Raw genomic sequence first — 24,663 nt, forward strand, 5'->3', positions numbered from 1 at the left:
TAAAATGATAATATGAAAATATGAAAAACGTAGTACTATTTGCTGCTTTGTGCGTCGCAACGACGGCAGCAGCACAGACCAAAACGGGAGGCATCAGCACAAAGATGCTCAACGAGATTCAGAGTGAGAACAGCCTGAAGGCTACGGACCGTGCGCTGGTGAACGCCATTGCTGGCAACGCCATCGACGACCTGGCGAAGAACCATCAGAACGCCAAGGCGCTGGACACGCACTTCAGCATCGAAACGAAGAAACAGTCGATCACGGACCAGAAGTCATCTGGTCGCTGCTGGATGTTCAGTGGCATGAACGTGCTGCGCTCTGACTTCAACCTGCGCTCTGACTCGCTGACGGTGGAGTTTTCGCAGGCTTACCTCTTCTTCTGGGATCAGCTGGAGAAGGCTAACCTGATGCTGCAGGGCTGCATCGAGACGGCTAAGAAGCCCATGGACGACGTGCGCGTGCAGTTCTTCTTTAATCATCCCATTGGTGATGGTGGCACGTTCTGTGGTGTGGCCGACCTGGCCGAGAAATACGGACTGGTGCCCACGGAGGTGATGCCTGAGTCGTTCTCGAGCGACAACACTACGAAGGCGCGCGCCCTGATCTCGTCGAAACTGCGCGAGTTTGGACTGCAGTTGCGCGACATGGTGCAGAAGGGTCAGAAGCCTGCTGCCATCGAGAAGGCCAAGACGGGCATGCTGAGTCAGATTTATCGCATGCTGCAGTTTGTGATTGGCGACCCTGTGAAGTCGTTTACCTATGCCTTCAAGAACGAGAAAGGCGAGACCGTGGGCGAGGCTAAGGAATATACGCCGCTGTCGTTCTATCAGGAGGTGGTAGGACAGAAGTTGAACGGCACGTTTATCATGGTGATGAACGACCCTCGACGCGAGTACTATAAGACCTATGAGGTGGAGCTCGACCGTCACACGCAGGATGGTCATAACTGGAAGTATGTGAACCTGCCTATGGACGACATCGAGGAGATGGCTATCAGCGCCCTGAAGGGTGGTCACAAGCTGTACAGCTCGTACGACGTGGCTAAGATGCTGGATCGCAAGCGTGGCTATGCCGATACGGAGAACTTTGACTATGGCTCGCTGTTTGGCACGTCGTTCTCCATGGACAAGGCACAGCGCATCTCGACCTTCGACAGTGGCTCGACGCACGCCATGACGCTGACGGCTGTCGACCTGGACAAGAACGGCAAGGCCACGAAATGGAAGGTGGAGAACTCGTGGGGCGCTACATGGGGTCAGCAGGGTTGCTTGATTATGACCGATCGCTGGTTCCGTGAGTATATGTTCCGCCTGGTGGTGCCCAATGAATTTGTGCCTGAGAAGGTGATGAAGGCCTACAACACCAAGCCTGTGATGGTGATGCCTGAGGATCCTTTGTTCCAGTATGATGAGTAAAAAAAAGGTAGAAAGATAAATGATAAAAAAGAATGCCTGGCACGATGGTGTGTCAGGCATTCTTTTTTTATTGTTTTATCGCTCCTTGGGGGTCATATTGAACTTATAGGCCACGGAGAGCATGAGATAGCGTGGAATACAGTTGTTCCAGGTCTCTGTGCGACCTTGGGCGTTGATGCTGTACTGCTTGTTGGACAGGCGATGCAGAAGGTCGAAGGCTGTGAACTTGAGCGTGAGCTTCTCGCTGAAGAACGAGCGCGCCAACTCGGCATTCCAAACGAGGTCGTCTGTGTTCATCATCTCGCTTTGATAGCCGCGGCGACTGTACATGCGGATGTCTGTGGCCAGGCTGAGCTCGACCCAGGGGATGACGTAGCGCAAGAGGCCACCGTAGTTATAGTCGAAGGCGGAGATGTTCTGGAAGTCCTGGCGATGACTGGTGGAACGGCGCCAACTGACATCGCCGCTGAGGCCAATGGTGAGCTTGTCTTTCTGATACTCTACACCCAGGTGCTCGTTGACAGTCCAGTTGTGAACGGTGCTTCGGCCGAAGCTGACATCCTGGAAGGGCACATCCTGCTCGTAGGCCATGGCGAAGTCGACTGAGTGGGTGTAGTTGGCGCTGGCACGCTGCTCGAGGGTGAAGTGCTTGGCGCTGTCGAGGGGCTGCTCGTAGTTGGTGTTCAGACTCCAGGTCCAGTTGCCATTGATATTGTCTTGCATATAGGTATAGGCACCCGTGGTGGGGTCGTAGAGGGTGCGCATGCCAATGGCGTTCTGGGTGATAGAGGCATTGGTGTTGATATTGAGGAAATGGCGCGTAGAGTCGTTGGCGAAGCGGAAACCCATGCCAAAATAATGGGTGAGGGTGGACTTCAGATCGGGATTGTTGATGCTGTGCGACAGGGCATTGCTGGTATCATCAACAGGCATCAGGTCGGCCAGCGAGGGGCGACTCATATTCATGCTGTAGTTCAAGGAGTTGAGGCCGTTTTTCTTGCCCCAGCGCGACCAGAAGATGTTGGGAGTTACCTCGACAAAGCGGCGATGGGCAATGGTGTCGAGACCAGCGAAGTCGTTGTACCACAGGCGCTCGTGCGTGCTGTTGATGGGCAGGCGCAGCGAGAAATAGTCGTTGTCGGTGGAGTGCATCAGTTGCAGCACGGCTCCTCCTGTGCGCGTGAGCAACTGCTGTTCGTCGCAGTTGTTCATATCTTTCACACTGAGCAGGGCCTCGTGGGTGGAGGGCAGCCATTCTGTCTGGTACTTGTCTTCAGCAAGGCGGTCCAGACGGTAGCGCAGGTTGTTGCTGTTGGTCATCGACTGATTATAGGTCATGCTGGCCTCTATAAACCATCTGTTGAGCAGCTGGAGGGTGTAGCCCAGACTGGCGTCGTAGCTATAGTTGTCGCCGTGGGTGTCGATGTAGTTGTGGCGCAGGTCGGTGTCGCCTGTCTGATTGAAGTTGGTGCGATCCATGGTCCAACTGTCGCTGGGCTTCTGTCGCGAGAAATTGCCTGAGAGCGAGGCAATGATATAGTCGCCCCAGTCGAACTTATGCTGCATACCGATGTCAAAGCCCAGGTTCAGCGTGCGATAGCGTGTCAATCCATCGCTGAGGCTCTGGTTGATGAGCGACTCGCGATAGGTGGAGTCCTGACTGCCATGGGTGCGACGGCCATTGGTATAGCTGGCGTTGAATGTGCCATAAAGGGTGACGGGCTTCTTGATCTGGAAGTAGTCGTAGGCCGAGAAACGGAAGTCGTTCTGCTTGTTCCACGACTCTGAACCGCCAAGGATGCTGCCGCCTGTGGCGAAGCGCTCGCTGGAGGTGCGACTCTGGTTGTTGGCATCGTTCCATTCGAAGGTGGCATCGAGGTTGGTCTCCCAGTTTTTGTCGGCATCCTCAGTCTCCAGGTGCAGGCCTGTCTGTTTGGTGGTGCGCAGACCTTGGGGCATGTTGGAGGGACGCCATTCGCCCTCGCTGCCTGGACGGTGCATCTCGTTGATATTGTTCGTATTGGCAAAGACGCTGACACGCGAGTGGTCGTCGTAGTAGAGACCGAAAAGGCGCGCCATATAGCGATCGTCTGTGCCATAGCCGCCCTCGACGTTGGCCAGATAGCCACGGTTGTACTCGCGCTTCAGCTGCACGTCCATCACGTAGTCTTTCTTCTCAACGTCGTGGCCAATGAGCTCGCTCTGCTTGGTACTCTTGTCGAAGACCTTCAGTTCCTTGACGGTGTAGTAGGGCAGGTTGTCGAGCATCACCTTGTTCTGGCCCTTGAAGAAGTCCTTGCCGTTGAGGGTGAGATAATCCACCTTCTTGCCGTTGATATAGATATCGCCATTGTCCTTCAACTCGGCGCCAGGCATCTGGCGAATGAGGCCGTCGAGCATCGAGCCCTCTGGCAGGTTGAAGGCCGAGGCATTATACACCAGTGTGTCGCCACGATAGGTGAGCTTCACCTTGGTGCCTGTGACCACCACGCCGCCAAGTCCCACCTCTTTATATACGTCGTCCTCGCTGCGCTGCTTCTTCTTCATGAGGATGCGAGGCAGTTCGAACCATGAGTTGCGCGCAATATGGCGCAGGTTGTAGTTTAGGTAGGTGGTCTCGTAGCCATCGGCCGTGGCACGGAGGATAAAGTCGTCGTTCTTGGCAGGCACCTTGAACTCATAGTACGACGAGGTGCCCCATGTCCAGCAGGTCATGGAGTCGACAAAGGTAGAGTCTTTCTTCATCAGTGTGATGAGGGCCTTCACCTTGGCCTTGGTAAACGAGTCGTAGACCTCGCCAGTGAGTTCTACCTTTCTTTCTTTTTTCTTCTTGGTTTGCAGAGAGTCGGTCTGCGCACATAGTGCTGTTGCTATCACTAGTGACAGCATCATGATGACTGTTCTTTTCATTCTCTATTGTATGGTCTTGGTTTTCTTAGAGTTTGCCCTGATCGCCCAGATACGAGTCTTTGAAGCCCAGGAAATAGAGCACACCGTCGAGGCCGATGGTGTTGATGCTCTGCTTGGCGTTGGCTACCACACGCGGCTTGGCGTGGAAGGCTATGCCCAGTCCTGCCTCTGAGATCATGGGCAGGTCGTTGGCACCATCGCCCACGGCAATGGTCTGCGCCAGGTTCACCTTCTCGACCTGTGCGATGAGCTTCAGGAGCTCGGCCTTGCGAGTGCCGTCGACAATCTCGCCTACGTAGTTGCCTGTGAGTTTGCCGTCGTCGCCAATCTCCAACTCGTTGGCATAGACGTAATCAATGCCGTAGCGACGCTGCAGGTATTCGCCAAAGTAGGTGAATCCACCACTGAGGATGGCAATCTTATAGCCACAACGCTTCAAGGTGGTCATTAAACGGTCGACACCCTCAGTGATGGGCAGATGCTCGGCAATGTCCTGCATCACGCTGACGTCGAGGCCCTTGAGCAACTTTACACGGCGTGTAAAACTCTCCTTGAAGTCGATCTCGCCACGCATGGCACTCTCTGTGATGGCGCGCACCTCGGCTCCCACACCATTGCGCTCGGCCAACTCGTCGATACACTCGGTCTGGATGAGGGTGGAGTCCATATCGAAACAGATGAGGCGGCGCATACGGCGGAACATGTCGTCGCGCTGGAACGAGAAGTCGATTTCCATCTCGGCCGACAGCTTGAGGAACTTCGACTGCATCTCGTGACGGTCGGCAGGCTCGCCACGCAGCGAGAACTCGATGCAGGCACGTGTGTGCTTGGCTGGGTTCTTGATGCTCTTGCGTCCTGTGAGGCGGATGATGGAGTCGATGTTCAGACCCTGGTCGGCAATGATGCGAGTGGCTGCCTCAATCTGCTTGGCTTCCAACTGGCGACCCATCACCATGAGGATATAGCGGTTCTTGCCCTGATGGCCCACCCAGTCTTCGTACTCGTCGTCTGAGATGGGGGCGAAGCCGATGTTCACGCCCAACTCGGTGGCCTTGAACAGCAGTTCCTTCATCACCTGGCCTGAATGAGATTCCTCCATGCGGATGAGAATGCCCAGCGACAGGGTGGCGTGGATGTCGGCCTGACCGATGTCCAGAATCTGTGCGTCGTATTTTGCCAGGATACTCATCACTGAGGCTGTGAGTCCAGGACGGTCCTGACCTGTGATGCGTACCAATATCTGTTCTTCTTTCTTTGTTATAGCATTTTCCATTGTAGTCATGTTATTTTTATCTTGTTTCTTTATTGTTTTCACCTTGTTGCTTTTTTACTGTTATAGTATGGTCATTATCTCTTTGAGCGACTTGACTTCATGAGTGACGGGTTCTGTGGCAGGATACTCTGGCCTGCGGTTGAAGAAGATGGTGTCGAACCCTGCGTTCTTGGCGCCAAGGATATCGGTCTGGAAGTTGTCGCCAATCATGATGGTGGTTTCCTTGTGGGCACCCGACTGCCTCAGGGCGTAGTCGAAGAACAAGGGCGAGGGCTTGTTGACACCTGCATCCTCGCTCAGGATGACGGTGTCGAAATGGGGCTCCAGGCCGCAACTCTTCAACTTTCTGTATTGCACCTCGTGAAAGCCATTGCTGGTCATGTGGAGCTTGTAGCCTTTCTGCTTCAGATAGTCCATCAACTCGTGGGCTCCCTCAATGACGCCTGGCTTGGTGGAGCAGTAGTCCAGAAAGACATCGCTCACCTGAAGACAATAGTCGGGCGTGGGCTCTAATCCCTTTCCCAGGGCCAGCGGATGACGGAAACGCTCAACAATGAGGTAGTCGCGTGTGATTTCGCCCTTGGCATAGCGTCCCCACAGGTCGACGTTGGTGTTCCAATAGTCTTCATAAAACACTTCAGGGTCGTCGAAATAACGGCCCAGCTGGAAGTGCTCAAACGTCTCGGCAAGGGCTATCACAGCATTGCCGTGGGTATCATAAAGTGTATCGTCGAAATCTAAAAAAATGTCTGTATACTGTTTCATTCGTCTCTTTTCAGTTGTTCCATCAGGTCGGCAATCTTCTTCAGCTCCTGAGGAATACGTATTTTCTGTGGACAGGTCTTCACCTCGATGCAATGGTTGCACATGATGCAATGATCGGGCTGACGGTCCTTGGGGATGGCACGGTCGAGGCTGATGAGGTAGTTGCGACGGTTCTTGCGATAGTTCTCGTCGCCCTGGTCTTCAGGCAGTTTCTTTTCTACCACCCATTTGTTGTAGTGAACAAAGATACTGGGGATGTCGATGCCATAAGGGCAGGGCATGCAGTATTGGCAGTTGTTGCAGGGAATGGTGCCCATCTCCATCATCTGTTGGGCAATCTCTGTGTCGAGGAAACGCTGCTCCTCTTCTGTGAGGGGCACCAGAGGGCAATAGGAGAGGAGGTTGTCTTTGAGGTGCTCCATGAACGTCATGCCACTGAGCACGGTGAGGACGCCCTTGGGGGTGCCTGCATAGCGAAAGGCCCACGAGGCAATGCTCTTCTGTGGGTCGCGCTGTTTCAGTTCGTTGATGGCATACTGGGGCAGGTCTTTCATCAGTCGGCCGCCCAGCAATGGCTCCATGATAACGGCTGGGATGCCGCGTTTCTGGAGTTCGGCATAGAGGTAGGAGGCATCGACGTTGAAGTCGTTAATCTCGTTAGCATAGTTCCAGTCCAGGTAGTTCAACTCAATCTGTACGAAGTCCCAGTGATACTGGTCGACCATGGCGAGGACCTCGTCGAACACCTCTTTCTGACCATGGAACGAGAAGCCCAGGTTGCGAATGCGACCTGCCTCGCGTTCGGCCATAAGGAATTCGAGCATGCCGTTGTCCACATAGCGCTTGCGGAACTCCTCCATGCTGCCACCAATGGCGTGGAGCAGGTAGTAGTCGATATAGTCTACCTGCAACTCCTTGAACGAGTTGTTGTACATCTGCATGGAACCTTCGCGAGAAGCGTCGCCGAAGTTGGACAACTTGGTGGCTACGAGGTATTCCTCGCGCTTGTGGCGACTCAGGGCGATGCCTGTGCAGCGCTCAGAGAGTCCGCGACAGTAGACGGGCGACGTGTCGAAATAGTTGACACCGTGCTCCAAGGCATAGTCTGTCTGACGGTTGATCATTTCTTGGTCAAACTCTTCAGAATCAGGTAGTTGCGGTAGTCGCATCATACCATAGCCCAGAATCGACACCTTATCGTTGTTCTTGGGGTTGGTTCGATAGGTCATCTGACCAACAGGAGGTTCGCCAATGGCATTGTCCTCGTTGTTCTTCTTGTCAGCGCAGGCCGCCAAAGCAGCAGCCGAGCCCAGTCCCATATATTTTAAGAAATCTCTTCTATCCATAATCTTTCATCTTTCATTTTTCATCTCTCAAATCATCTTGTGAACCTCGTGGCCCTCTACATGGATGGCCGACAAGGGACGTACAGGACAGAGGTGCTCGCAGGCGCCGCAGCCGATGCACATGGCTTCGTTGACGGCAGGTACAGAGGGCGAGAGGTCGTCGTCAGGATCGCTGGGCACCATCTCGATGGCACCAGCAGGACAGTGGCGCGCGCAGTTGCCACACTCAGCCTCGCCCAACGCCGAGATGCAGAAGTCGGCAGCCACCACGGCGTGACCAATCTGAATGCCTGTCTTCTCTTCTTTGTCGATGAGTTTGATGGCGCCTGCAGGACAAACCTCAGAGCAACGCGTGCATTCAGGACGGCAGTAGCCTTTCTCGAACGACATCACAGGCTGCATCAGACTGGCGATGTCCATGCTGGGGCGCAGCACGTCGTTGGGGCATTTCGATACGCAGAGTTGACAGCCTGTGCAATGCTGGGTCATGTTCTTCAGCGAACGGGCACCAGGAGGCACCACGGGTGTCAGTCGCTCTGGGGCTTTCTTCTCGATGATATCGGCCAGTCCGCCATCCACGTGCTTGGCTTCCTGAGCCAGGGCAGCCGTGGTGAGCAGGGCACTGGAAATGAGGAACGCGCGCTTGCTGGGGTCTTGGGCAGAATGGGCCTCTTGGGTTGAATGGGTTTTATGGGCCCCATGAGGCCTGTTAAAACCATACTTCAGTGCCCCAAACTTACAACTCTCGACGCAGTCGCCACAAACCACACAACGGCTATAGTCCACCTGATGGTTCTTGAAATCAATGCAGGCCGCCTTGCAGTTCTTGGTGCACAGCGAGCAGTTGCGACACTTATCCTCGTTGAAGTGGATCTTCAGAAGTGAGAAGCGCGAAATGAACGACAACACTGTGCCCACAGGACAGATGGTGTTGCAATACGTTCTGCCGTTTCGCCAGGCTAATACTGCCAGAACGACCAGCGTAATCAGGGAGATGGCGAAGACAGGGAGCGACTTCATCCATACGTCGACGCCATAGAACGCATAACTCTCATAGTGCTCGGCTACTAGCGCCAGCACATTGTTGCCCAGCATCCACAGGGGTTGCAGTAGCATGGTGGCAATGCGACCAAAGGCAGAGTAGGGGGCCAGCAGTTCAATGATGGTGCCGACACCTGCCAGACAGCCTGCAACAAAGATGACGAGCATGGCGTAGCGCAGCCATCTTACTTCCTTGGAAAAGGTATAGCGATTCTTCTTGGATTTCTTTCCCAGCCATCCGAAAAGGTCCTGCATCACGCCCAGCGGACAGATGACAGAACAATAGATGCGTCCAAAGACAAACGTGAGCACCACGAGGCCAATGATAATCACCACGTTGAGTGCCAGAACGGCCTCCAACGCCTGAACCTTGGCCATCCACCCCAGATAGTGGTGGAGCGTGCCTGTGAAATCTAAGAATAGCAGCGTCAGTCCAATCAGGAAGAGGCTGCCCAGTGTTACTCTGATTTTTTTAAGCATAGTCTTAGAGATTGTGGCGACAAAGGTACGGAAAAATAGGATAATTACAAAATAAATAGGTGATAAATTGTTCTTTTAGGGTAGTATTTATCCAATTCTTTTGGACGTTTTTAAAAAAAAGCGTAACTTTGTCGTCGATTAATTATAACGTAAACAACCTATAGGATGAAACAACTGAACTATTTGATGCTAACCTTGATGCTCACATGCGGTTTCGTGGCATGTGGCGATGATGATTTTTCTAAGGATCCTGAGATTCCAACCCAAGAGGATACTGAGACGCCTGAAAAGCTTTATTATAAGGAACGTTTAGTGCCCGTTGTGACCCCGCAGAATGAGTCGTGCGGCGTAATAACCCTGCGTTTCTATCGTGATATGCCTTTTGTTCCCTATGTCAATGTGAGCAACTTTCAAAGCATGATGTTTCCTGGTACTACCATACAGACGTATAAAACGGCCGATAATCAATATGTACTGACGAACCCCTTTGGCACGGCAACGGTTGATACGGATAAGGATGTCTTTGAGAGCGACGACTATGAGGCTTTTACCAACATGATGGGAATGGTACAGTTGGGCATGCCGAATACAACCTATGATGCGCTGCCCATTATCCGATGGAAGTCGCTTGAGAAACAGCCGCAGAACGTCCATGTGGCACTGGACTACGGAAAGTTTGGTATCGACTTGAGGGCTGATGATAAGGGCGTTTACTTCCCCTTTGCAACCATTGCCGACCTCTATGTGGATGGTTATATGCACCTGGCTTCCTTCAACGGCGATGTAGTGATGGTGGCACCTAATGGGGCCTATAGTTTGTTGGATGGCTATCCCAAGTTCTTCATTACACCTATTCTGCAGGAAACGCGTTCAGGTGATATGGCTGATTATGCCTATCGTAACCTGTGCTTCACACTTACGAACTTCTTTGGCTATCCAGGACGAACGCTGCTTGAGGAGAGCATGCATGAGAAGGGATTGGATCAGGCTTTGCTGGATTATGGCAAGGCTGGTCAGATGGTGCGCGACCTGTTGCGGTCGACCAATATGTACGAGTATATTGCTGGCACTGCCACACTGGGGAGGATGCTGGACGACGGTGGTCATACTTATACGGACGTGACCGTCATCAGTGACCTCAAAGGTAATATGTCATTTAAGACGCGAGTAGACAGCATTGTCCAGGTCAAGATGATGGAGTTTGAGTCGTATTGTCCTGAGAGTAAGGCTTATACAAAAGTAATGGACGACAGGCGGGCTATGGCCAAAGAACTGAATCAGAAGCGTACTGAGAAGATAGGAAAGAATGTGAAATATCGTAAGGAGGGCAATACTGCCTATTGCTGGTTCGACAGCTTTTTCTGCAATGACGCTGGATGGCGTAAATACTATAAGGGTGAAGGAGCCAAACCAACAACCAAAAACTATCCGAACGACTGGCTGATTAGTCTGACAGGCGCTTTGGATAAGGCTGAGAAGGATCCCGACGTGAAGAATTTTATTCTCGACATCTCGACCAATGGTGGCGGTTCATCGGATATTGTGGTGTTTATCACCTCAATCTTCTGTAACAAGAATGATATTTATTATGAGAACGTGCTTACAGGTCAGAAGATGAAATGCTCGTACGAGGTGGACCGCAATCTGGATGGTAAGTTTGACGAAAAAGACAATGAGGTGAAATATCATTTGAACTTCGCCCTGCTCACCAGTTGCTATAGTTTCTCGTGTGGTAACCTACTGCCTGCGCTGCTGAAAGACTATGGTATTCCCATTATTGGTCAGACGTCGGGTGGCGGCTCGTGCTGCGTGCTATTTAACCCGTCGGCGGATGGCTTTGGTTATCGTTACTCAACCCACAGAGCTCGTTTGAACAATACAAAGGGTGAGAACATCGACGAGGGCATCACGCCCACCTACACGCTCGACTCAACGGATGATTACTTCGATATTCCTAAGTTGACAGAGCTTGTGGAGAGCTATTATAAGTAGATTAGACAAAAGAAAATGCTAAGATAATCTGTATCATGGAGACGTTTGTTTTTTTAGGTTTTGGTGTTGACGCTTGGATTACCATCGTCACGGTGTTGAGCATGTTTTCCGTTCTGCTTTTCACCAAACTGCGTGCTGACCTGGTGTTTCTGGCTGCCGTTGGTGTTCTTTACGTCACAGGTGTGCTCGATGCCAAGGAAGCCTTTTCGGGTTTCAGTTCTGCGTCGGTAGTGGTCATTGGCGTGTTGTTTGTGGTAGTGGCAGGACTGACACAAACGGGTGTGCTTCAATGGATTGTGAAGAACTTGCTGGGCCAGCCAAAGAGTTATTCAAGGGCCGTCACCCGACTGATGCTGCCTGTGGCTTTGCTCAGTTCGTTTCTCAGTAACACCACTGTTGTGGCCCTCTTTGTGGGCGTAGTGAAGATGTGGTCAAAGAAACTTGGTATTTCGCCTTCGAAACTGCTGATTCCATTGAGTTATGCATCGGGCATGGGTGGTGTGTGTACGTTGATTGGCACGCCGCCCAACCTGATTATCAGTGGACTTTACGAGAACAATACGGGTGAGGCGATGAACGTGATGGCTACCACTATCCCAGGCTTGTTCTGCCTGGCCATTGGTGTTCTTTCGATCATCGCTATGCGACGCTTGTTGCCTGATAGGAAAGCACCTGAGTCTGACTTTGAGGATACGGTAGAATATACGATGGAATTGCTGGTTCCGTCGGACAATAAATTAATAGGTGAGACATTAGGTTATGCAGGCTTGATGGACGTGAAGGGAGGTAGACTGGTTAAGATGTACCACTTTGACCGAGTGCCTGTACCCATCAATGCCAATGAGTTTATCATGGGTGGCGATCACTTGGTGTTTGCTGGCCATATCAAGGATATCCTCGAACTGACCAAGAGTCATGGACTGGTGGCGGGCGAGGAGGTTATCAACGTGGGCATCAAGACATTTCTATCTACGGTCATTATGATTGCCATGGTGGCACTCTCGGCCTTTGGTGTCATGTCGCTGCTCCAATGTGCTTTCATTGCCGCTGCCGCCATGCTTGTCTGTAACTGTTGCAATGCTAATCAAGCTATGAAGGCCATCAACTGGGACATCCTGATGGTCTTTGCTGGTAGTGTGGTCCTTGGCCTTGCCATCCAGAAGACGGGCATCGCTGAGCGTCTGGCCTTTGGCATCCTCGATACCTGTGGCACCAATCCATTGGTGGTGATGACGGCCATCTGTTTTGTGGGCACTTTTGTCACAGAGTTTATCTCGAACACGGCGGCAGGTGCCATTTTCTTTCCCATTATGTACGAAGCTGCCGAAAAACTGGGCTATGAGCCTTATCCTTTCCTCATAGCCTTGATGATTAGTGTGAGCAGTAGTTTTGCAACGCCTATTGGCTCGCCCACGCACATGCTGGTCTATGGCCCTGGCGGCTATCGCTTCAGTGATTTTATGCGTGTGGGATTGTTGATGAATATCATTATCCTGGCTGCCAACATCTTGATTGTTAATCTGATATATCCGTTGACGCCCTTGCAATAAGAAAAATGGTGAGTTTTTATTTCCTCATCAGATTCACTACCAGAATGCTGATCTCATAAAGTAGCCAGATGGGTAGCGAGACGATGAGAAGCGTGAAGACATCGGTGGTGGGGGTGATGATGGCTGCCACGATGAGGATGGCCACAATGGCGTGACGGCGATAGCGGGTCATGAGTTTTGAGGTGAGGAAACCCAGTTTGCCCAGAATGGCGCAGACAACGGGCAGCTCAAAGATGACGCCCATGACTAGGCACATCGAGATGAGTGTGTCGGTATACGACTGCAGGGTGAGCATGTTGTCTACCTCAGGACTGACTTGATAGGTGCCCAGAAATCGCACGGTGAGGGGGAAAATGAGAAAATAGTTGATCAAAGTGCCCAACATAAACATCACATAGCCCGAGGATACCATCCACAGACCTGCACGCCGTTCGTTCTGATAGAGTCCTGGCGACACGAAACGGAAAAGTTCGTAAATAATATATGGGGCTGCGCATAGCAATCCGGCATACATGGCCACACGCATGTGGGTCATGAACTGCTCGGTGAGACCTGTGTTCATCAAATGGATGCTGAACGGTTCGACACCCAGCCATCGAAAGGTGATAAACTCGCTCGTTCTGGGAGCCAAGACCACCGCAAAGAGCCGATCCTTTAGACAGAAGGCTACAACGGCAAAGACCACTGCCACGCCCAGCGAACGCAGAATGACCCAGCGCAGAATGTCGAGATGCTGCCAGAAGGTGGCCGCCTCGTTATTCTTCATCCTTTTTTACTTCGTTCTCGATGTCTTTTTTTACCTCGTCAACCTCTTTCATACCCTCTTTAAAGCTCTTGACACCCTTGCCCATGCCACGCATCAACTCAGGAATCTTAGCACCTCCGAACAGCAGAAGAACAATGAGGGCAATGAGCAGAAGCTCCTGTCCGCCCAGGCCGAAGAGTAGTAATGTTTTTAGTCCAAGCATCATAATTTTTGTGATTAAATGATTTAATTTGTTGGCAAAGATACGAAAATAAATTCTTTTTTTGTATATTTGCAGTCAAAAATTAAAAAATATTGTTATGGGATTCTGGAAATCGTTTTTCGGAGGGGAACCTGAAAACCCTGAGGAAGAGAAGAAAAATGCCGAGGCTAAGAACTTCGACGTGTTTAAATACGACGGTGTAAAAGCCATGCGTATGGGGCAGTTTGACTATGCTGAGCGCTGCTTCCGCGAGGCGATGAAGATAAAGGACGACTTGGAGGTGAACGATTATCTGTCGCAGACACTGATGCGCCTGGGTCGACTGGACGAGGCGCTGGCCGAGATGAAGATTATGATTAACGCCCAACCGTCGAATGCGGCCTTGTTGCTTCAGGCTGCGCATGTAGCCTATATGCTGGAGGACTATGACGAGATGAAGAAATTGTGCGAGCAGGCGTTGAGTCAGAACAGTGAACTGGCCATGGCTAACTACATGCTGGCGCAGGCTGTGCTGGGTCAGGGCGATATGATTAGTGGCATTGCTTACCTGACTAAGGCCATTAGTCAAAACGAGCAGTTGAGCGACGCCCGTCTGCTGAGGGCCAAGACCCTGCTGAAGATGAGCGACGTGAAAGGGGCATCGGAAGATGTGGTTTGGCTGCTGGAGCATACCGAGGCCGATGAGGACGTATTGCTGATGGCGGCTCGTGTGGCTCACCTGTCGGGCAAGGACGACACCGCTTTGGATATATATAATAAGGTTATCGACCTGAACCCATTCCAGATGGATGCCTATCGTGAACGTGGACAGATACGTTACGAGCAGGGCGACAAGAAGGGGGCAGAGGAGGATATGCAGAAACTGCTTGAGATGAACCCCAACGAACTAGCCGATGTGAGTGGTGATTACTCGGCCGAGGGGGTAGAGCAGGCCATGAAACGCGTGTATTCTGCCATTAATCCCTTTGGATTATAAAAAAATCCTTGAAAAAGTTTGGTAATTTGAAAGAATTGTTATACTTTTGCATCCGAAAATTACAAATAGTAACGAAAATGAAGAAATTTAATGCATACTTCTACTTTTATTATTACTTTACAAGCAATTGTGAAGCGGGTAGTCGTATGTAAATAACAAAATTGAAAATTAAAAAAATAAAATAAGGCCCCGCTTCACGAAAAGTGAAAGTGGGGCTTCTTTTTAGAGTATGAAGAGAATAGCAATACAAGGCATTACAGGGTCGTTTCACGATATCGCAGCCCATCAGTATTTTGAGGGTGAGCAATTGCAGCTGATTTGCTGTAACACCTTCGAACAGGTTTATGACAGTATGCGCCAAGACCCAACTGTGATAGGTATGGCCGCCATCGAGAACACCATTGCAGGTTCGCTGCTACACAACTATGAGTTGCTGCGCGATAGTGGTATGACGGTGGTTGGCGAGCATAAACTCCACATCACCCACTGCATCTGCTGTCTGCCCGAGGACGACTGGGACACCCTCTCGGAGGTACACTCTCATCCTGTGGCTCTGATGCAGACACGCCATTATCTGGAGCGTCATCCCAACCTGCGCATTGTGGAAGGTGACGATACCGCCGGCTCGGCCAAGATGATTGCCGAGGGGCATCACAAAGGATGGGCAGCCATTTGTCATGCGGAGGCTGCTAAGCTCTACGGACTGAAAGTGCTTGAGGATGGTATTGAGGACAATAAGCACAACTTCACCCGCTTCCTTGTGTGCTCAGCACCCCAGAAGGCCGACATGCTGCGTCCGCTCATCGATTCGAACAAGGCCAGCATCGTCTTCTCGCTGCCCCACGAAGAGGGATCGCTCTCGGCCGTACTCGCTATTCTGTCATTCTATAAGATTAACCTGACCAAGATTCAGTCGCTGCCCATCATTGGTAAGGAGTGGGAGTATCTGTTCTATGTCGATGTGACCTACAACGACCTCACTCGCTATCGTCAGGCGGTGGATGCCATCATACCCCTGACACGCGATTTGAAAATCCTGGGAGAGTATAAGGCGAATTAAAAGTTCATAGTTCATAGTTTATAGTTCATAGTTATGATACAACCAGCAGACAGATTAAGTTTAGTACAGGAATACTACTTCAGCAGAAAACTGAAGGAGGTGGCCCAACTCAATGCCGAAGGCAAGGATATCATCTCGTTGGCCATTGGTAGTCCTGATATGCCCCCGTCAAAGCAGACCATTGACAAGTTGTGCGAGGTGGCCAGTCAACCCAATGCGCACGGCTATCAGCCCACCATGGGTACGCCTGAGTTGCGCGAGGCAATGGCAAGGTTCTACCAGCGCTGGTACAATGTTGATATCGACGGCAAGACTGAGGTGCTGCCCCTGATTGGTTCGAAAGAGGGTATCCTGCATGTGACGTTGGCCTTTGTGAATCCTGGCGACGAGGTGCTTGTGCCCAATCCTGGTTATCCCACCTACACTTCGCTCTCAAAGATTCTGGGTGCGAAGATTGTGAACTACAACTTGCGCGAGGATAATGGTTGGCAGCCCGACTTCGACGAGTTGGAGAAGATGGACCTTTCGAAGGTGAAGCTCATGTGGACCAACTATCCCAATATGCCCACGGGCGGCCGTGCTCAGATGGCGACCTACGAGCGACTGGTGAAGTTTGCCAAGGACCACGATATCGTTGTGGTGAACGACAACCCCTATAGTTTTATCCTGAATGAGAAACATCTATCGCTGCTACAGGTGCCTGGTGCCAAGGACTGCTGTATTGAGTTCAACTCAATGTCGAAGAGTCATAACATGCCTGGCTGGCGTGTGGGCATGTGTGTGTCAAATCCTCAGTTCATTCAGTGGATTTTGAAGATTAAGAGTAACGTGGATAGCGGTACTTTCCGTGGTATCCAACTAGCTGCTGCTGAGGCGCTTAATAATGATGAGGCTTGGCATCGCGAATATAACATCGAGACCTATGCCCGTCGTCGCCAGTGGGCCGAGAAAATTATGGAAGTTTTGGGTTGTACGTACGATAAGAATCAGGTGGGTATGTTCCTTTGGGGCAAGATTCCTGCCGATGTCCAGAACGTGGAAGATCTGACGGAGCGTGTGCTCCACGAGGCTCGCGTCTTTATTACACCAGGCTTTATCTTTGGCTCGAACGGCGAACGTTATATCCGCATCTCGCTGTGTGCCAAGGAGGAGAAGATACAGGAAGCATTAGAAAGAATAAAAAAAGCAATATAAGATATGGAATTGGAACTTGAAAAACTGAACCTTCCGAGTGACAACGAACGTCCCTTCGTTATTGCAGGCCCTTGCTCTGCAGAGACTGAGGAACAAGTGATGACCACCGCCAAGCAACTGGCGATGAAAGGCTGCCATAACTTCCGAGCTGGAGTGTGGAAACCTCGCACCAAGCCAGGTGGCTTTGAGGGCCACGGCGAACCTGCCTTGAAATGGTTGAAGCAGGTTAAAGAGGAAACAAAGATGCTGGTGTCGACAGAAGTGGCTACGCCCGAGCACGTGGAACTGGCTCTGAAATATGGCATTGACATCCTGTGGATTGGTGCTCGCACATCGGCAAACCCCTTTGCTATGCAGGCGTTGGCCGACTCGTTGAAGGGTGTTGACGTGCCCGTGTTTATCAAGAACCCCGTGAACCCCGATCTCGAGTTGTGGATTGGTGCTCTGGAGCGTGTGAACCAGGCTGGCGTGAAGCGTCTTGGAGCCATTCATCGTGGCTTCTCGTCATACGACAAGAAGATCTATCGCAACATGCCTATGTGGCAGATTCCCATCGAGTTGCATCGTCGCATACCGGAACTGCCCATCATCAGCGATCCCAGTCATATTGGTGGCCGTCGTGAGTTGGTGGCTCCACTGTGTCAGCAGGCCATGGACCTGGGTTTCGACGGACTCATCATCGAGAGTCACTGTGATCCAGACAAGGCCTGGAGTGATGCCGCTCAGCAGGTGACACCCGATGTGCTCGACTATATCCTCTCGCTGCTTGTCATCCGCGATGAGCATGCTACTACAGAGGGTATCCAGCAGTTGCGCAAACAGATTGACGAACTGGACAATCAGTTGATGGACCTCCTGGCTAAGCGTATGCGTGTGTGCCGTGAGATTGGTCAGTATAAAAAAGAACACAACATGACGGTGCTGCAGACCTCGCGCTACAACGAGATTCTGGCCAAGCGTGGTGCTCAGGGCTCGCTGCTGGGCATGGGTGCCGATTTCGTGGCAAAGGTCTTCGAAGGTATCCACGAAGAGAGTGTTCGTCAACAGATAGAAATTATCAATAAGTAAGACCCACCCCCCAGCCCCTCCCTAGAGGGAGGGGAGTGGTTACTTCTGAAATAATAAAAACTTAATCAAGTAGAATACCCCGACAAAACATTCTACTCCCCTCCCTCATAGGGAGGGGTCGGGGGAGAGTCTTTTTTATGCGAATATTAGTGATGGGCGCAGGTAAGATGGGAAGCTTCTTCATCGACCTGCTGAGTTTTGACCACGAGGTGGCTGTGTTCGAACGCGATGCCAAGCGCATGCGTTTCACTTACAACTGCCAACGGTTTACTACTTACGACGAGATTAAGGCATTTAAGCCAGAGTTGCTGATTAATGCCGTTACGCTGAAATACACTATTCCTGTGTTTAAGGAGGTGATTCCTTATCTTCCCAAGGAGTGCATTATCAGCGATATTGCCAGTGTGAAGACCGACCTGAAGGACTTCTACGAGCAGACAGGCATGCGCTATGTGTCAACACACCCCATGTTTGGACCTACGTTTGCCAACCTGCAGCAACTGTCCGAGGAGAATGCCATCATCATCCAGGAGGGCGACTGCATGGGACGCTGTTTCTTCAAGGACCTCTATCAGAAGTTGGGACTGAACATCTACGAGTATACCTTCGAGGAGCACGATAAGACGGTGGCCTATTCGTTGAGTATTCCCTTTGTTTCCACCTTTGTATTTGCGGCTGTGATGAAGCATCAGGATGCACCAGGCACCACCTTCAAACGTCATATGAAGATTGCCAAGGGAGTGTTGAATGAAGACGACTACCTGTTGCAGGAAATCCTATTCAACCCCTATACTCACGATCAGGTATCGCAGATTCGTACAGAATTGAAGGAACTCCTTGAGATTATCGACCAAAAAGATGCCTCTGGCATGAAGCGTTATCTCACCAAGATCCGGGATAACGTGCGTGGAGACATAGAGATTAAACGATAGAAAACGAAAAATCTGGTTATTCGCAATGGATAATCAGATTTTTTTTGGCGTTAATTGCGATTTATTTTGTACCTTTGCAGCCGAATTCGAATTTAAACAATTGTTTTAGGAATGAATATTTCTTATAAATGGCTGAAAGAATACGTTGATTTCGACCTTTCGCCGCAGCAGGTATGCGATGCACTGACCTCTACGGGACTCGAAGTTGACGCTCTGGAAGAAGTACAGTCCATACGTGGTGGACTGAAAGGACTCTATGTGGGCAAGGTGCTCACTTGCGAAGTGCATCCCAACTCTGATCACTTGCATGTTACAACGGTCGACCTGGGCAAGGGCGAGCCTTCACAGATTGTGTGTGGCGCCCCTAATGTAGCTGCCGGTCAGAAGGTGATCGTGGCCGATTTGGGCTGTGTGCTCTACGACGGCGATCAGGAATTTGTTATCAAGAAATCAAAACTGCGTGGCGTCGAGTCTAATGGTATGATCTGTGCCGAGGACGAGATCGGCGTGGGTACCAGTCACGATGGTATTATCGTGCTGCCCGAGGACGCCGTGGTAGGTACGCCCGCTGCCGAGTATTACAATCTGGAGAGCGACTGGCTCATCGAAGTGGACATCACCGCCAACCGTGCTGATGCTCTGTCTCACTGGGGCGTGGCTCGCGACCTCTATGCCTGGCTCAAGCAGAATGGCTACGAGACTAGTCTTCACCGTCCTTCGGACGAGGCTTTTGCCGTTGACAATCACGACCTCCCCATCGAAGTTGAGATTCAGAATACGGAGGCCTGCAAGCGCTATGCCTGCGTGAGCATCACAGGTTGCGAGGTGAAGGAGTCGCCCGACTGGCTGAAGAACAAGTTGACCACCATTGGTCTGCGTCCTATCAATAACATCGTCGACATCACCAACTATGTGATGATGGCCTATGGACAGCCTTTGCACACCTTCGATGCCGATATGGTGAAGGGCCACAAGATTGTGGTGAAGACCATGCCCGAGGGCACACCTTTCGTCACACTCGACGGTGAGGAGCATAAGCTCTCTGAGCGCGACCTGGCCATCTGCAACGCTGAGGAACCCATGTGTATCGCTGGCGTGTTTGGCGGCAAGGGTAGTGGTACCTACGAGACCACCAAGAATGTGGTGCTCGAGAGTGCTTACTTCCATCCTACATGGATTCGTAAGTCGGCCCGTCGTCATGGCCTTTCAACCGATGCGTCGTTCCGCTTTGAGCGTGGCATCGATCCCAATGGCGTTATCTATGCCCTGAAGCAGGCAGCCCTGCTCTGCAAGGAGTTGGCTGGTGGTAAGGTGTCAATGGAGATTTGCGATGTCTATCCTGAGAAGATGGAGAATGCCATCGTCGACCTGAAGTATAGCTATGTGCACAACCTCGTAGGTAAGGATATCCCTGTGGAGACCATCAAGAGCATCTGCCAGACACTGGAGATGAAGGTGATCGAAGAAAACGCCGAGGGACTGAAGCTGGAGATTCCTGCTTATCGTGTGGACGTGCAGCGTCCTTGCGATGTGGTAGAGGATATCCTGCGCATCTATGGTTATAACAATGTGGAAATTCCCACACAGTTGAAGTCGAGCCTCGTCATCAAGGCCGAGGAAGACCGTAAGCATAAGCTTCAGAACCTGGTGTCTGAGCAGCTTGTTGGTGCTGGCTTCAACGAAATTCTCAATAACTCGTTGACGAAGACTGCCTATTATGGCGAGGACGAAACGGTCGTGAAGATAATGAACCCCCTGTCAAGCGACCTTGGCGTGATGCGCCAGACCCTGCTTTACGGTGGTTTGGAGAGCGTTGAGCACAATGTGAAGCGTAAGAATGCCAACCTGCGTTTCTTCGAGTTTGGCAACTGCTACTTCTTTGATCCTGAGAAGAAGAACGAGGAGAATCCCATGCAGGCCTATAAGGAGGAGAACTTCATGGGCATCTGGGTGACAGGTAAGCGCGTAGAGGGTTCTTGGGCTCATCCCAACGAAGATACCACATACTACGAGCTTTCGGCCTACGTTCAGAATATCCTGAGTCGTATTGGCATGAAGCAGGGCCTGATGGTTCAGAAGAAGAGCGAGAATCCTAACTTCTCGGCTGGCATCGTCATTGAGAATCGTGGTGGTAAGAAACTCATCGAGATGGGTATCCTGTCAAAGAAGCTTTTGAAGCAGTTTGATTTGCAACAGCCTGTTTACTTCGCTGAGCTCAACTGGACTCAGCTGATGAAGGCAACCAAGAAGAACGAGGTGACCTTCTCCGAGATCTCTAAGCATCCTGCCGTGAGTCGCGACCTGGCTCTGCTCGTTGACAATGCCGTAGAGTTTGCTCAGATTGAGCAGATTGCCCGTCAGACCGAGAAGAAGCTGCTGAAGAAGGTAGAGCTGTTCGACGTCTACGAGGGCAAGAACCTGCCCGAAGGCAAGAAGTCGTATGCCGTGAACTTCATTCTGCAGGACACAGAGAAGACCATGAACGACAAGCAGATTGATGCTATCATGCAGAAGCTCATCGCAAATCTGAAGAAGCAGCTCAATGCAGAGCTTCGATAAAAGTAAAAAGGTAATAAGAAACTCGCTTTAGCGCTTTTGCATAGCGTAGCGACTAAAAGAAAATAGTAAAATAAAAAATAATCCAATGGGAAGAGCATTTGAATATCGTAAAGCTACAAAGCTGAAGAGATGGGGCCACATGGCCAAGACATTTACAAAGATCGGTAAGCAGATTGCCATTGCCGTGAAGGCTGGCGGTCCAGAGCCCGAGAACAACCCTGCACTGCGTGCCTGCATTGCCAATGCCAAGCGCGAGAACATGCCGAAGGATAACATCGAGCGTGCCATCAAGAACGCTATGGGTAAGGACCAAAGCGACTATAAGGAGGTAACATACGAGGGATATGGCCCTCACGGCATCGCTGTGTTTGTAGAGACCCTGACCGACAACACCACCCGTACCGTTGGCGATGTTCGTTCGGTGTTCAACAAGTTTAATGGTAACCTGGGTACTCAGGGTTCTCTGAGCTTCCTCTTCGACCACAAGTCAGTGTTCACCTTCAAGAAGAAGGACGGTCTGGATATGGACGAGATGATCCTGGATCTGATTGACTACGGTGTAGAGGACGAGTACGACGAGGACGAGGAGGAGAATAGCATCACTATCTATGCCGACCCTTCAAGCTTCAGCGCTGTGCAGAAGCACCTTGAGGAGAACGGCTTCGAGGTTACTGGTGCCGAGTTCACTCGTATTCCTAACGACTTGAAGGACGTTACACCCGAGCAGCGCGAGACCATTGACAAGATGGTTGAGAAGCTCGAGGACTTCGACGACGTGCAGACTGTCTACACCAACATGAAGCCTGAGGAGGCGTAAGTCCCTCTGTCACAGATAATAAAAGAAAAGCGAGTTGAGAACCATCTCAACCCGCTTCTTTTTATCTTTTTACTTTTTTACCCTTTTACCTTTTCACTTTCTTTCCGTTCTCAATCACGATGCCATGCACATTTCTTGAAGCGTCAATGCGACGCCCATTCAGGTCGTAAGTACCTTTTTTCGTGACTGCCTGTCTGTTGGTTGGACTCTGGATGCCTGTTGGCAACTCCTCCGAAAACTGCCAGGCGTCAAACTGCGCGTTGGTCGATTCCGTGAACACAAAGAACACATTGCCTTTTACACCCTTGAAAGTGGTAGAATCCACCTCTATCACATGATCCTCGAATGTAGTCGACGAGAACTCCACCGTGGCAAGAGCCTTGCCTGTTCTGGTGAGTCGGATCTCCATCTTACCCGTTCCTTTGGCCCTGAGCGTAAACGACTTGGCACCGTTCGAACCAAAGTCCACCTTGCGTACCGATGTCCACGAGCCAGCCTTCATCTTGATATACAAGTTCTCAGAGGCGTCGTTGCCCAGCGAACTCTTCGACACACTCTTTGTGTTCTTGTAGTCCTCGTACATCACACCACCCGACGAAGCCATGGTCTCAGCCTGCTGCAGCTGATACGGATCCAGGTTCTTGATGGCACTGACACCTGTTTTCGACAGCGTCATCTTGTTAATCTTCTGTGTCTGCTCGTTCACCGTGGCCTTGTTCACGCCAATAGAGCGATAGCCCGAGGCGTCGCTGTTCATCTCGCCCTTGTCCTTCATGCTGCTCTCCAGCAGTGTGGAGTGATAGAACAGGTAGTAGTTGCCGTTAAACTTATGCAGGTGGGTGTGGTTGTTGCCCCATCCCATGCCAAAGTTGCCTTCGTTGGGCACATACTCTCCACGATATTCCCATGAGTCGGGATCCAGGGGATTGTCACTCACCATATAGCACATGCTGCACGATGAAGGCGCTGATTGTCCGTTGCGCTTGTCATACGAACTCCACTGATTACGGTCACTCCACGATGTGTTGTAGGTATAGACATAGCGTCCGTTCATCATGTTAATCTCACTGGCCTCTAACAGATAGGGTGCAGGCAGGTTTACAGCAGCACCGTCGAGAGCCGTCATCGACGACTTCAACTTAGCTATGCGCGAGTTGCCAGGCATCAGCTTGTTGTTCGAGTTCTGTGGGTCGCCACCGCCAAAGGCAATCCAGCCCACACCATTGTCGTCAATCACCACGCCAGGGTCGAACACCCAGTTACAGGGGTCCACACCAGCCATGCCATGACGAATCATGGCCTGTCCCAGAGGCGATGAGTATGGGCCAAGAGGCGATTTCGTACTCTTCATCACGCCCACGCTGCCACCGCCATTGGCAAAATAGATAAAGAACTCCTTGGTGCCGTTCTCCTTTTCGCGCCATACGGCCGAGGGTGCCCACGACTGTCCTGCCCAGGTGCACACCTTACCCACGTCGATAGTGCCATGAAAGGTCCAGTTCACTATGTCGTCGGTCGAGAACACCACCAGCGACTTGATGTTGCCATAGCCGTTAGAGCCCTTTTTGTTGTTCTTGATGTACTGCTGGTGGTCGTTGGTGCCATACACGTAAAGACGTCCTTCGTACTCAATAGCCGTTGGGTCGGCACAAAACACACTAGCGCTGATGGGGTTGCCGTTCGATGTTCCTTTGTGGTCGTTGGCAATGGTAATGGTCTGCGCGCCCATCTGCATGCTGATGGCCATCAGACCAGCAGCAAGAATGAATTTCTTTTTCATTGTTTATGGTTACAATAAGTTGATGATTATTATTTACTGGTAATCTTCTTTGACGATAGTAATGTCAAGGTAGGTCTTCTCTGGATTTTTCGTTGAGCGATAGACATAGCGGAAGCTCACGCCACGCTGCATCAAGGCCTTGTAGTTGGGCGTGTTTTTCAGCTCCTGAACCAAGGTTTCCTTGACGTTGGTGTTCTCCAGTGTCGTGACCACACTGTCGTTGTCTGTATCGCCAGTAAAACGGAAGTATTGCGTTTGGGTGAGGGTAGGGATGTTAAACACCACGCTGTCCATATACATGTTGTTTCCAATGGGCATTGGGCATTTTGCCTCGGTCACTTCGCGTGCCTCGCGTGCCGCCCTCTCCTCCAGAGATTCCTGACATGCAGTCAGCAGAATGATAGTAGTAACCATCAAGAATAATTTTTTCATGAATGCTGTTATTGATAATTTGGATGCAAAGATATAAAAAAATTGCAAAAGAGCCACCAATTTACTTTCTTTTTTGTACCTTTGCAAACTAATAGATACATA

19 protein-coding genes are annotated in these 24,663 nt (G+C 51.1%); 10 read left to right on the top strand and 9 right to left on the bottom strand.

The features are described from left to right. Nucleotides 1–20 precede the first annotated feature (20 nt). Nucleotides 21–1,418, top strand: coding sequence for an aminopeptidase C (locus M1D30_RS04520; protein ID WP_248506707.1), 1,398 nt, complete (start codon nucleotides 21–23; stop codon nucleotides 1,416–1,418). Between the two features lie 75 nt (nucleotides 1,419–1,493). Here the strand turns inward: M1D30_RS04520 and M1D30_RS04525 are convergent, their stop codons facing one another. From M1D30_RS04525 to M1D30_RS04545, 5 genes are read right to left on the bottom strand one after another with little or no spacing between them, the layout of a single operon-like run. Next, nucleotides 1,494–4,328 (bottom strand): outer membrane beta-barrel protein, encoded by a 2,835-nt coding sequence (locus M1D30_RS04525; RefSeq protein ID WP_248506709.1) that lies wholly within the window; start codon nucleotides 4,326–4,328, stop codon nucleotides 1,494–1,496. Nucleotides 4,329–4,353: 25 nt separating this feature from the next. Beyond that, nucleotides 4,354–5,601 (bottom strand): phosphoserine phosphatase SerB, encoded by a 1,248-nt coding sequence (gene serB / locus M1D30_RS04530; RefSeq protein ID WP_305883868.1) that lies wholly within the window; start codon nucleotides 5,599–5,601, stop codon nucleotides 4,354–4,356. Between the two features lie 60 nt (nucleotides 5,602–5,661). Next, nucleotides 5,662–6,366, bottom strand: a complete 705-nt coding sequence (locus M1D30_RS04535; RefSeq protein WP_248506711.1) for a YjjG family noncanonical pyrimidine nucleotidase — start codon at nucleotides 6,364–6,366, stop codon at nucleotides 5,662–5,664. Continuing rightward, nucleotides 6,363–7,712 carry an aldo/keto reductase gene (locus M1D30_RS04540; RefSeq protein ID WP_248506713.1) on the bottom strand — a complete coding sequence of 450 codons (1,350 nt, stop codon included), beginning with the start codon at nucleotides 7,710–7,712 and terminating at the stop codon, nucleotides 6,363–6,365. Before M1D30_RS04540 ends, M1D30_RS04535 begins: the two co-directional genes overlap by 4 nt. Before the next feature lie 27 nt (nucleotides 7,713–7,739). Then, the gene (locus tag M1D30_RS04545) at nucleotides 7,740–9,233 is read right to left on the bottom strand and encodes a 4Fe-4S binding protein (RefSeq protein WP_248506715.1); all 1,494 of its coding nucleotides are present in this window, start codon (nucleotides 9,231–9,233) and stop codon (nucleotides 7,740–7,742) included. Between the two features lie 165 nt (nucleotides 9,234–9,398). Here M1D30_RS04545 and M1D30_RS04550 point away from each other — a divergent pair, with 165 nt between their 5' ends. Next, nucleotides 9,399–11,225 (top strand): S41 family peptidase, encoded by a 1,827-nt coding sequence (locus tag M1D30_RS04550; protein ID WP_248506717.1) that lies wholly within the window; start codon nucleotides 9,399–9,401, stop codon nucleotides 11,223–11,225. 35 nt (nucleotides 11,226–11,260) lie between these two features. Continuing rightward, nucleotides 11,261–12,775 carry an SLC13 family permease gene (locus M1D30_RS04555; protein ID WP_248506719.1) on the top strand — a complete coding sequence of 505 codons (1,515 nt, stop codon included), beginning with the start codon at nucleotides 11,261–11,263 and terminating at the stop codon, nucleotides 12,773–12,775. Between the two features lie 16 nt (nucleotides 12,776–12,791). On the opposite strand, the gene tatC is transcribed toward M1D30_RS04555, so the two are convergent. Together tatC and tatA are read right to left on the bottom strand one after the other, a co-directional pair. Then, nucleotides 12,792–13,541, bottom strand: a complete 750-nt coding sequence (gene tatC, locus M1D30_RS04560) for a twin-arginine translocase subunit TatC (RefSeq protein WP_248506721.1) — start codon at nucleotides 13,539–13,541, stop codon at nucleotides 12,792–12,794. After that, complete coding sequence (tatA, locus tag M1D30_RS04565) at nucleotides 13,531–13,746, bottom strand: twin-arginine translocase TatA/TatE family subunit (protein ID WP_371874171.1); 216 nt, start codon at nucleotides 13,744–13,746, stop codon at nucleotides 13,531–13,533. The genes tatC and tatA overlap by 11 nt, the downstream gene beginning before the upstream one ends. Nucleotides 13,747–13,840: 94 nt before the next feature. On the opposite strand from tatA, the gene M1D30_RS04570 reads away from it, so the two are divergent. The 7 genes from M1D30_RS04570 (at nucleotide 13,841) to M1D30_RS04600 (ending at nucleotide 22,349) form a co-directional block, all read left to right on the top strand. Next, nucleotides 13,841–14,719 carry a lipopolysaccharide assembly protein LapB gene (locus M1D30_RS04570; protein ID WP_248506723.1) on the top strand — a complete coding sequence of 293 codons (879 nt, stop codon included), beginning with the start codon at nucleotides 13,841–13,843 and terminating at the stop codon, nucleotides 14,717–14,719. A gap of 229 nt (nucleotides 14,720–14,948) precedes the next feature. Further along, nucleotides 14,949–15,779 (top strand): prephenate dehydratase domain-containing protein, encoded by an 831-nt coding sequence (locus tag M1D30_RS04575; protein WP_248506725.1) that lies wholly within the window; start codon nucleotides 14,949–14,951, stop codon nucleotides 15,777–15,779. 33 nt (nucleotides 15,780–15,812) lie between these two features. Beyond that, the gene (locus M1D30_RS04580) at nucleotides 15,813–16,973 is read left to right on the top strand and encodes a pyridoxal phosphate-dependent aminotransferase (protein ID WP_248506727.1); all 1,161 of its coding nucleotides are present in this window, start codon (nucleotides 15,813–15,815) and stop codon (nucleotides 16,971–16,973) included. A gap of 3 nt (nucleotides 16,974–16,976) precedes the next feature. Next, nucleotides 16,977–18,041 (top strand): bifunctional 3-deoxy-7-phosphoheptulonate synthase/chorismate mutase type II, encoded by a 1,065-nt coding sequence (locus M1D30_RS04585; protein WP_248506729.1) that lies wholly within the window; start codon nucleotides 16,977–16,979, stop codon nucleotides 18,039–18,041. 137 nt (nucleotides 18,042–18,178) lie between these two features. Next, nucleotides 18,179–18,973 (top strand): prephenate dehydrogenase/arogenate dehydrogenase family protein, encoded by a 795-nt coding sequence (locus M1D30_RS04590; RefSeq protein ID WP_248506731.1) that lies wholly within the window; start codon nucleotides 18,179–18,181, stop codon nucleotides 18,971–18,973. Between the two features lie 111 nt (nucleotides 18,974–19,084). Continuing rightward, a complete protein-coding gene (pheT, locus tag M1D30_RS04595; protein ID WP_248506733.1) occupies nucleotides 19,085–21,532 on the top strand; it encodes a phenylalanine--tRNA ligase subunit beta in 2,448 nt (815 codons plus the stop codon). 85 nt (nucleotides 21,533–21,617) lie between these two features. Next, on the top strand, nucleotides 21,618–22,349 hold the full coding sequence (locus M1D30_RS04600) for a YebC/PmpR family DNA-binding transcriptional regulator (protein WP_248506735.1): 732 nt from the start codon (nucleotides 21,618–21,620) through the stop codon (nucleotides 22,347–22,349). Between the two features lie 85 nt (nucleotides 22,350–22,434). Here M1D30_RS04600 and M1D30_RS04605 read toward each other — a convergent pair whose 3' ends face one another. Together M1D30_RS04605 and M1D30_RS04610 are read right to left on the bottom strand one after the other, a co-directional pair. After that, nucleotides 22,435–24,129, bottom strand: coding sequence for a glycoside hydrolase family 43 protein (locus M1D30_RS04605; RefSeq protein ID WP_248506737.1), 1,695 nt, complete (start codon nucleotides 24,127–24,129; stop codon nucleotides 22,435–22,437). A gap of 33 nt (nucleotides 24,130–24,162) precedes the next feature. Beyond that, complete coding sequence (locus tag M1D30_RS04610) at nucleotides 24,163–24,561, bottom strand: hypothetical protein (protein ID WP_248506739.1); 399 nt, start codon at nucleotides 24,559–24,561, stop codon at nucleotides 24,163–24,165. Nucleotides 24,562–24,663 lie beyond the last annotated feature (102 nt).

The organism is Prevotella sp. E15-22, assembly GCF_023204875.1.
Taxonomy (GTDB): Bacteria; Bacteroidota; Bacteroidia; order Bacteroidales; family Bacteroidaceae; genus Prevotella.

Excerpts from the sequence above, each read along its gene's own strand:
- M1D30_RS04535 (WP_248506711.1), bottom strand. The coding sequence starts at position 6,366 with ATGAAACAGTATACAGACATTTTTTTAGATTTCGACGATACACTTTAT.
- tatC (WP_248506721.1), bottom strand. The coding sequence starts at position 13,541 with ATGAAGAATAACGAGGCGGCCACCTTCTGGCAGCATCTCGACATTCTG.
- M1D30_RS04605 (WP_248506737.1), bottom strand. The coding sequence starts at position 24,129 with ATGAAAAAGAAATTCATTCTTGCTGCTGGTCTGATGGCCATCAGCATG.
- pheT (WP_248506733.1), top strand. The coding sequence starts at position 19,085 with ATGAATATTTCTTATAAATGGCTGAAAGAATACGTTGATTTCGACCTT.
- M1D30_RS04590 (WP_248506731.1), top strand. The coding sequence starts at position 18,179 with ATGCGAATATTAGTGATGGGCGCAGGTAAGATGGGAAGCTTCTTCATC.
- M1D30_RS04525 (WP_248506709.1), bottom strand. The coding sequence starts at position 4,328 with ATGAAAAGAACAGTCATCATGATGCTGTCACTAGTGATAGCAACAGCA.
- M1D30_RS04520 (WP_248506707.1), top strand. The coding sequence starts at position 21 with ATGAAAAACGTAGTACTATTTGCTGCTTTGTGCGTCGCAACGACGGCA.
- M1D30_RS04545 (WP_248506715.1), bottom strand. The coding sequence starts at position 9,233 with ATGCTTAAAAAAATCAGAGTAACACTGGGCAGCCTCTTCCTGATTGGA.
- M1D30_RS04555 (WP_248506719.1), top strand. The coding sequence starts at position 11,261 with ATGGAGACGTTTGTTTTTTTAGGTTTTGGTGTTGACGCTTGGATTACC.
- M1D30_RS04550 (WP_248506717.1), top strand. The coding sequence starts at position 9,399 with ATGAAACAACTGAACTATTTGATGCTAACCTTGATGCTCACATGCGGT.
- M1D30_RS04610 (WP_248506739.1), bottom strand. The coding sequence starts at position 24,561 with ATGAAAAAATTATTCTTGATGGTTACTACTATCATTCTGCTGACTGCA.
- M1D30_RS04570 (WP_248506723.1), top strand. The coding sequence starts at position 13,841 with ATGGGATTCTGGAAATCGTTTTTCGGAGGGGAACCTGAAAACCCTGAG.
- M1D30_RS04580 (WP_248506727.1), top strand. The coding sequence starts at position 15,813 with ATGATACAACCAGCAGACAGATTAAGTTTAGTACAGGAATACTACTTC.
- M1D30_RS04600 (WP_248506735.1), top strand. The coding sequence starts at position 21,618 with ATGGGAAGAGCATTTGAATATCGTAAAGCTACAAAGCTGAAGAGATGG.
- M1D30_RS04540 (WP_248506713.1), bottom strand. The coding sequence starts at position 7,712 with ATGGATAGAAGAGATTTCTTAAAATATATGGGACTGGGCTCGGCTGCT.
- tatA (WP_371874171.1), bottom strand. The coding sequence starts at position 13,746 with ATGATGCTTGGACTAAAAACATTACTACTCTTCGGCCTGGGCGGACAG.
- M1D30_RS04575 (WP_248506725.1), top strand. The coding sequence starts at position 14,949 with ATGAAGAGAATAGCAATACAAGGCATTACAGGGTCGTTTCACGATATC.
- serB (WP_305883868.1), bottom strand. The coding sequence starts at position 5,601 with ATGGAAAATGCTATAACAAAGAAAGAAGAACAGATATTGGTACGCATC.
- M1D30_RS04585 (WP_248506729.1), top strand. The coding sequence starts at position 16,977 with ATGGAATTGGAACTTGAAAAACTGAACCTTCCGAGTGACAACGAACGT.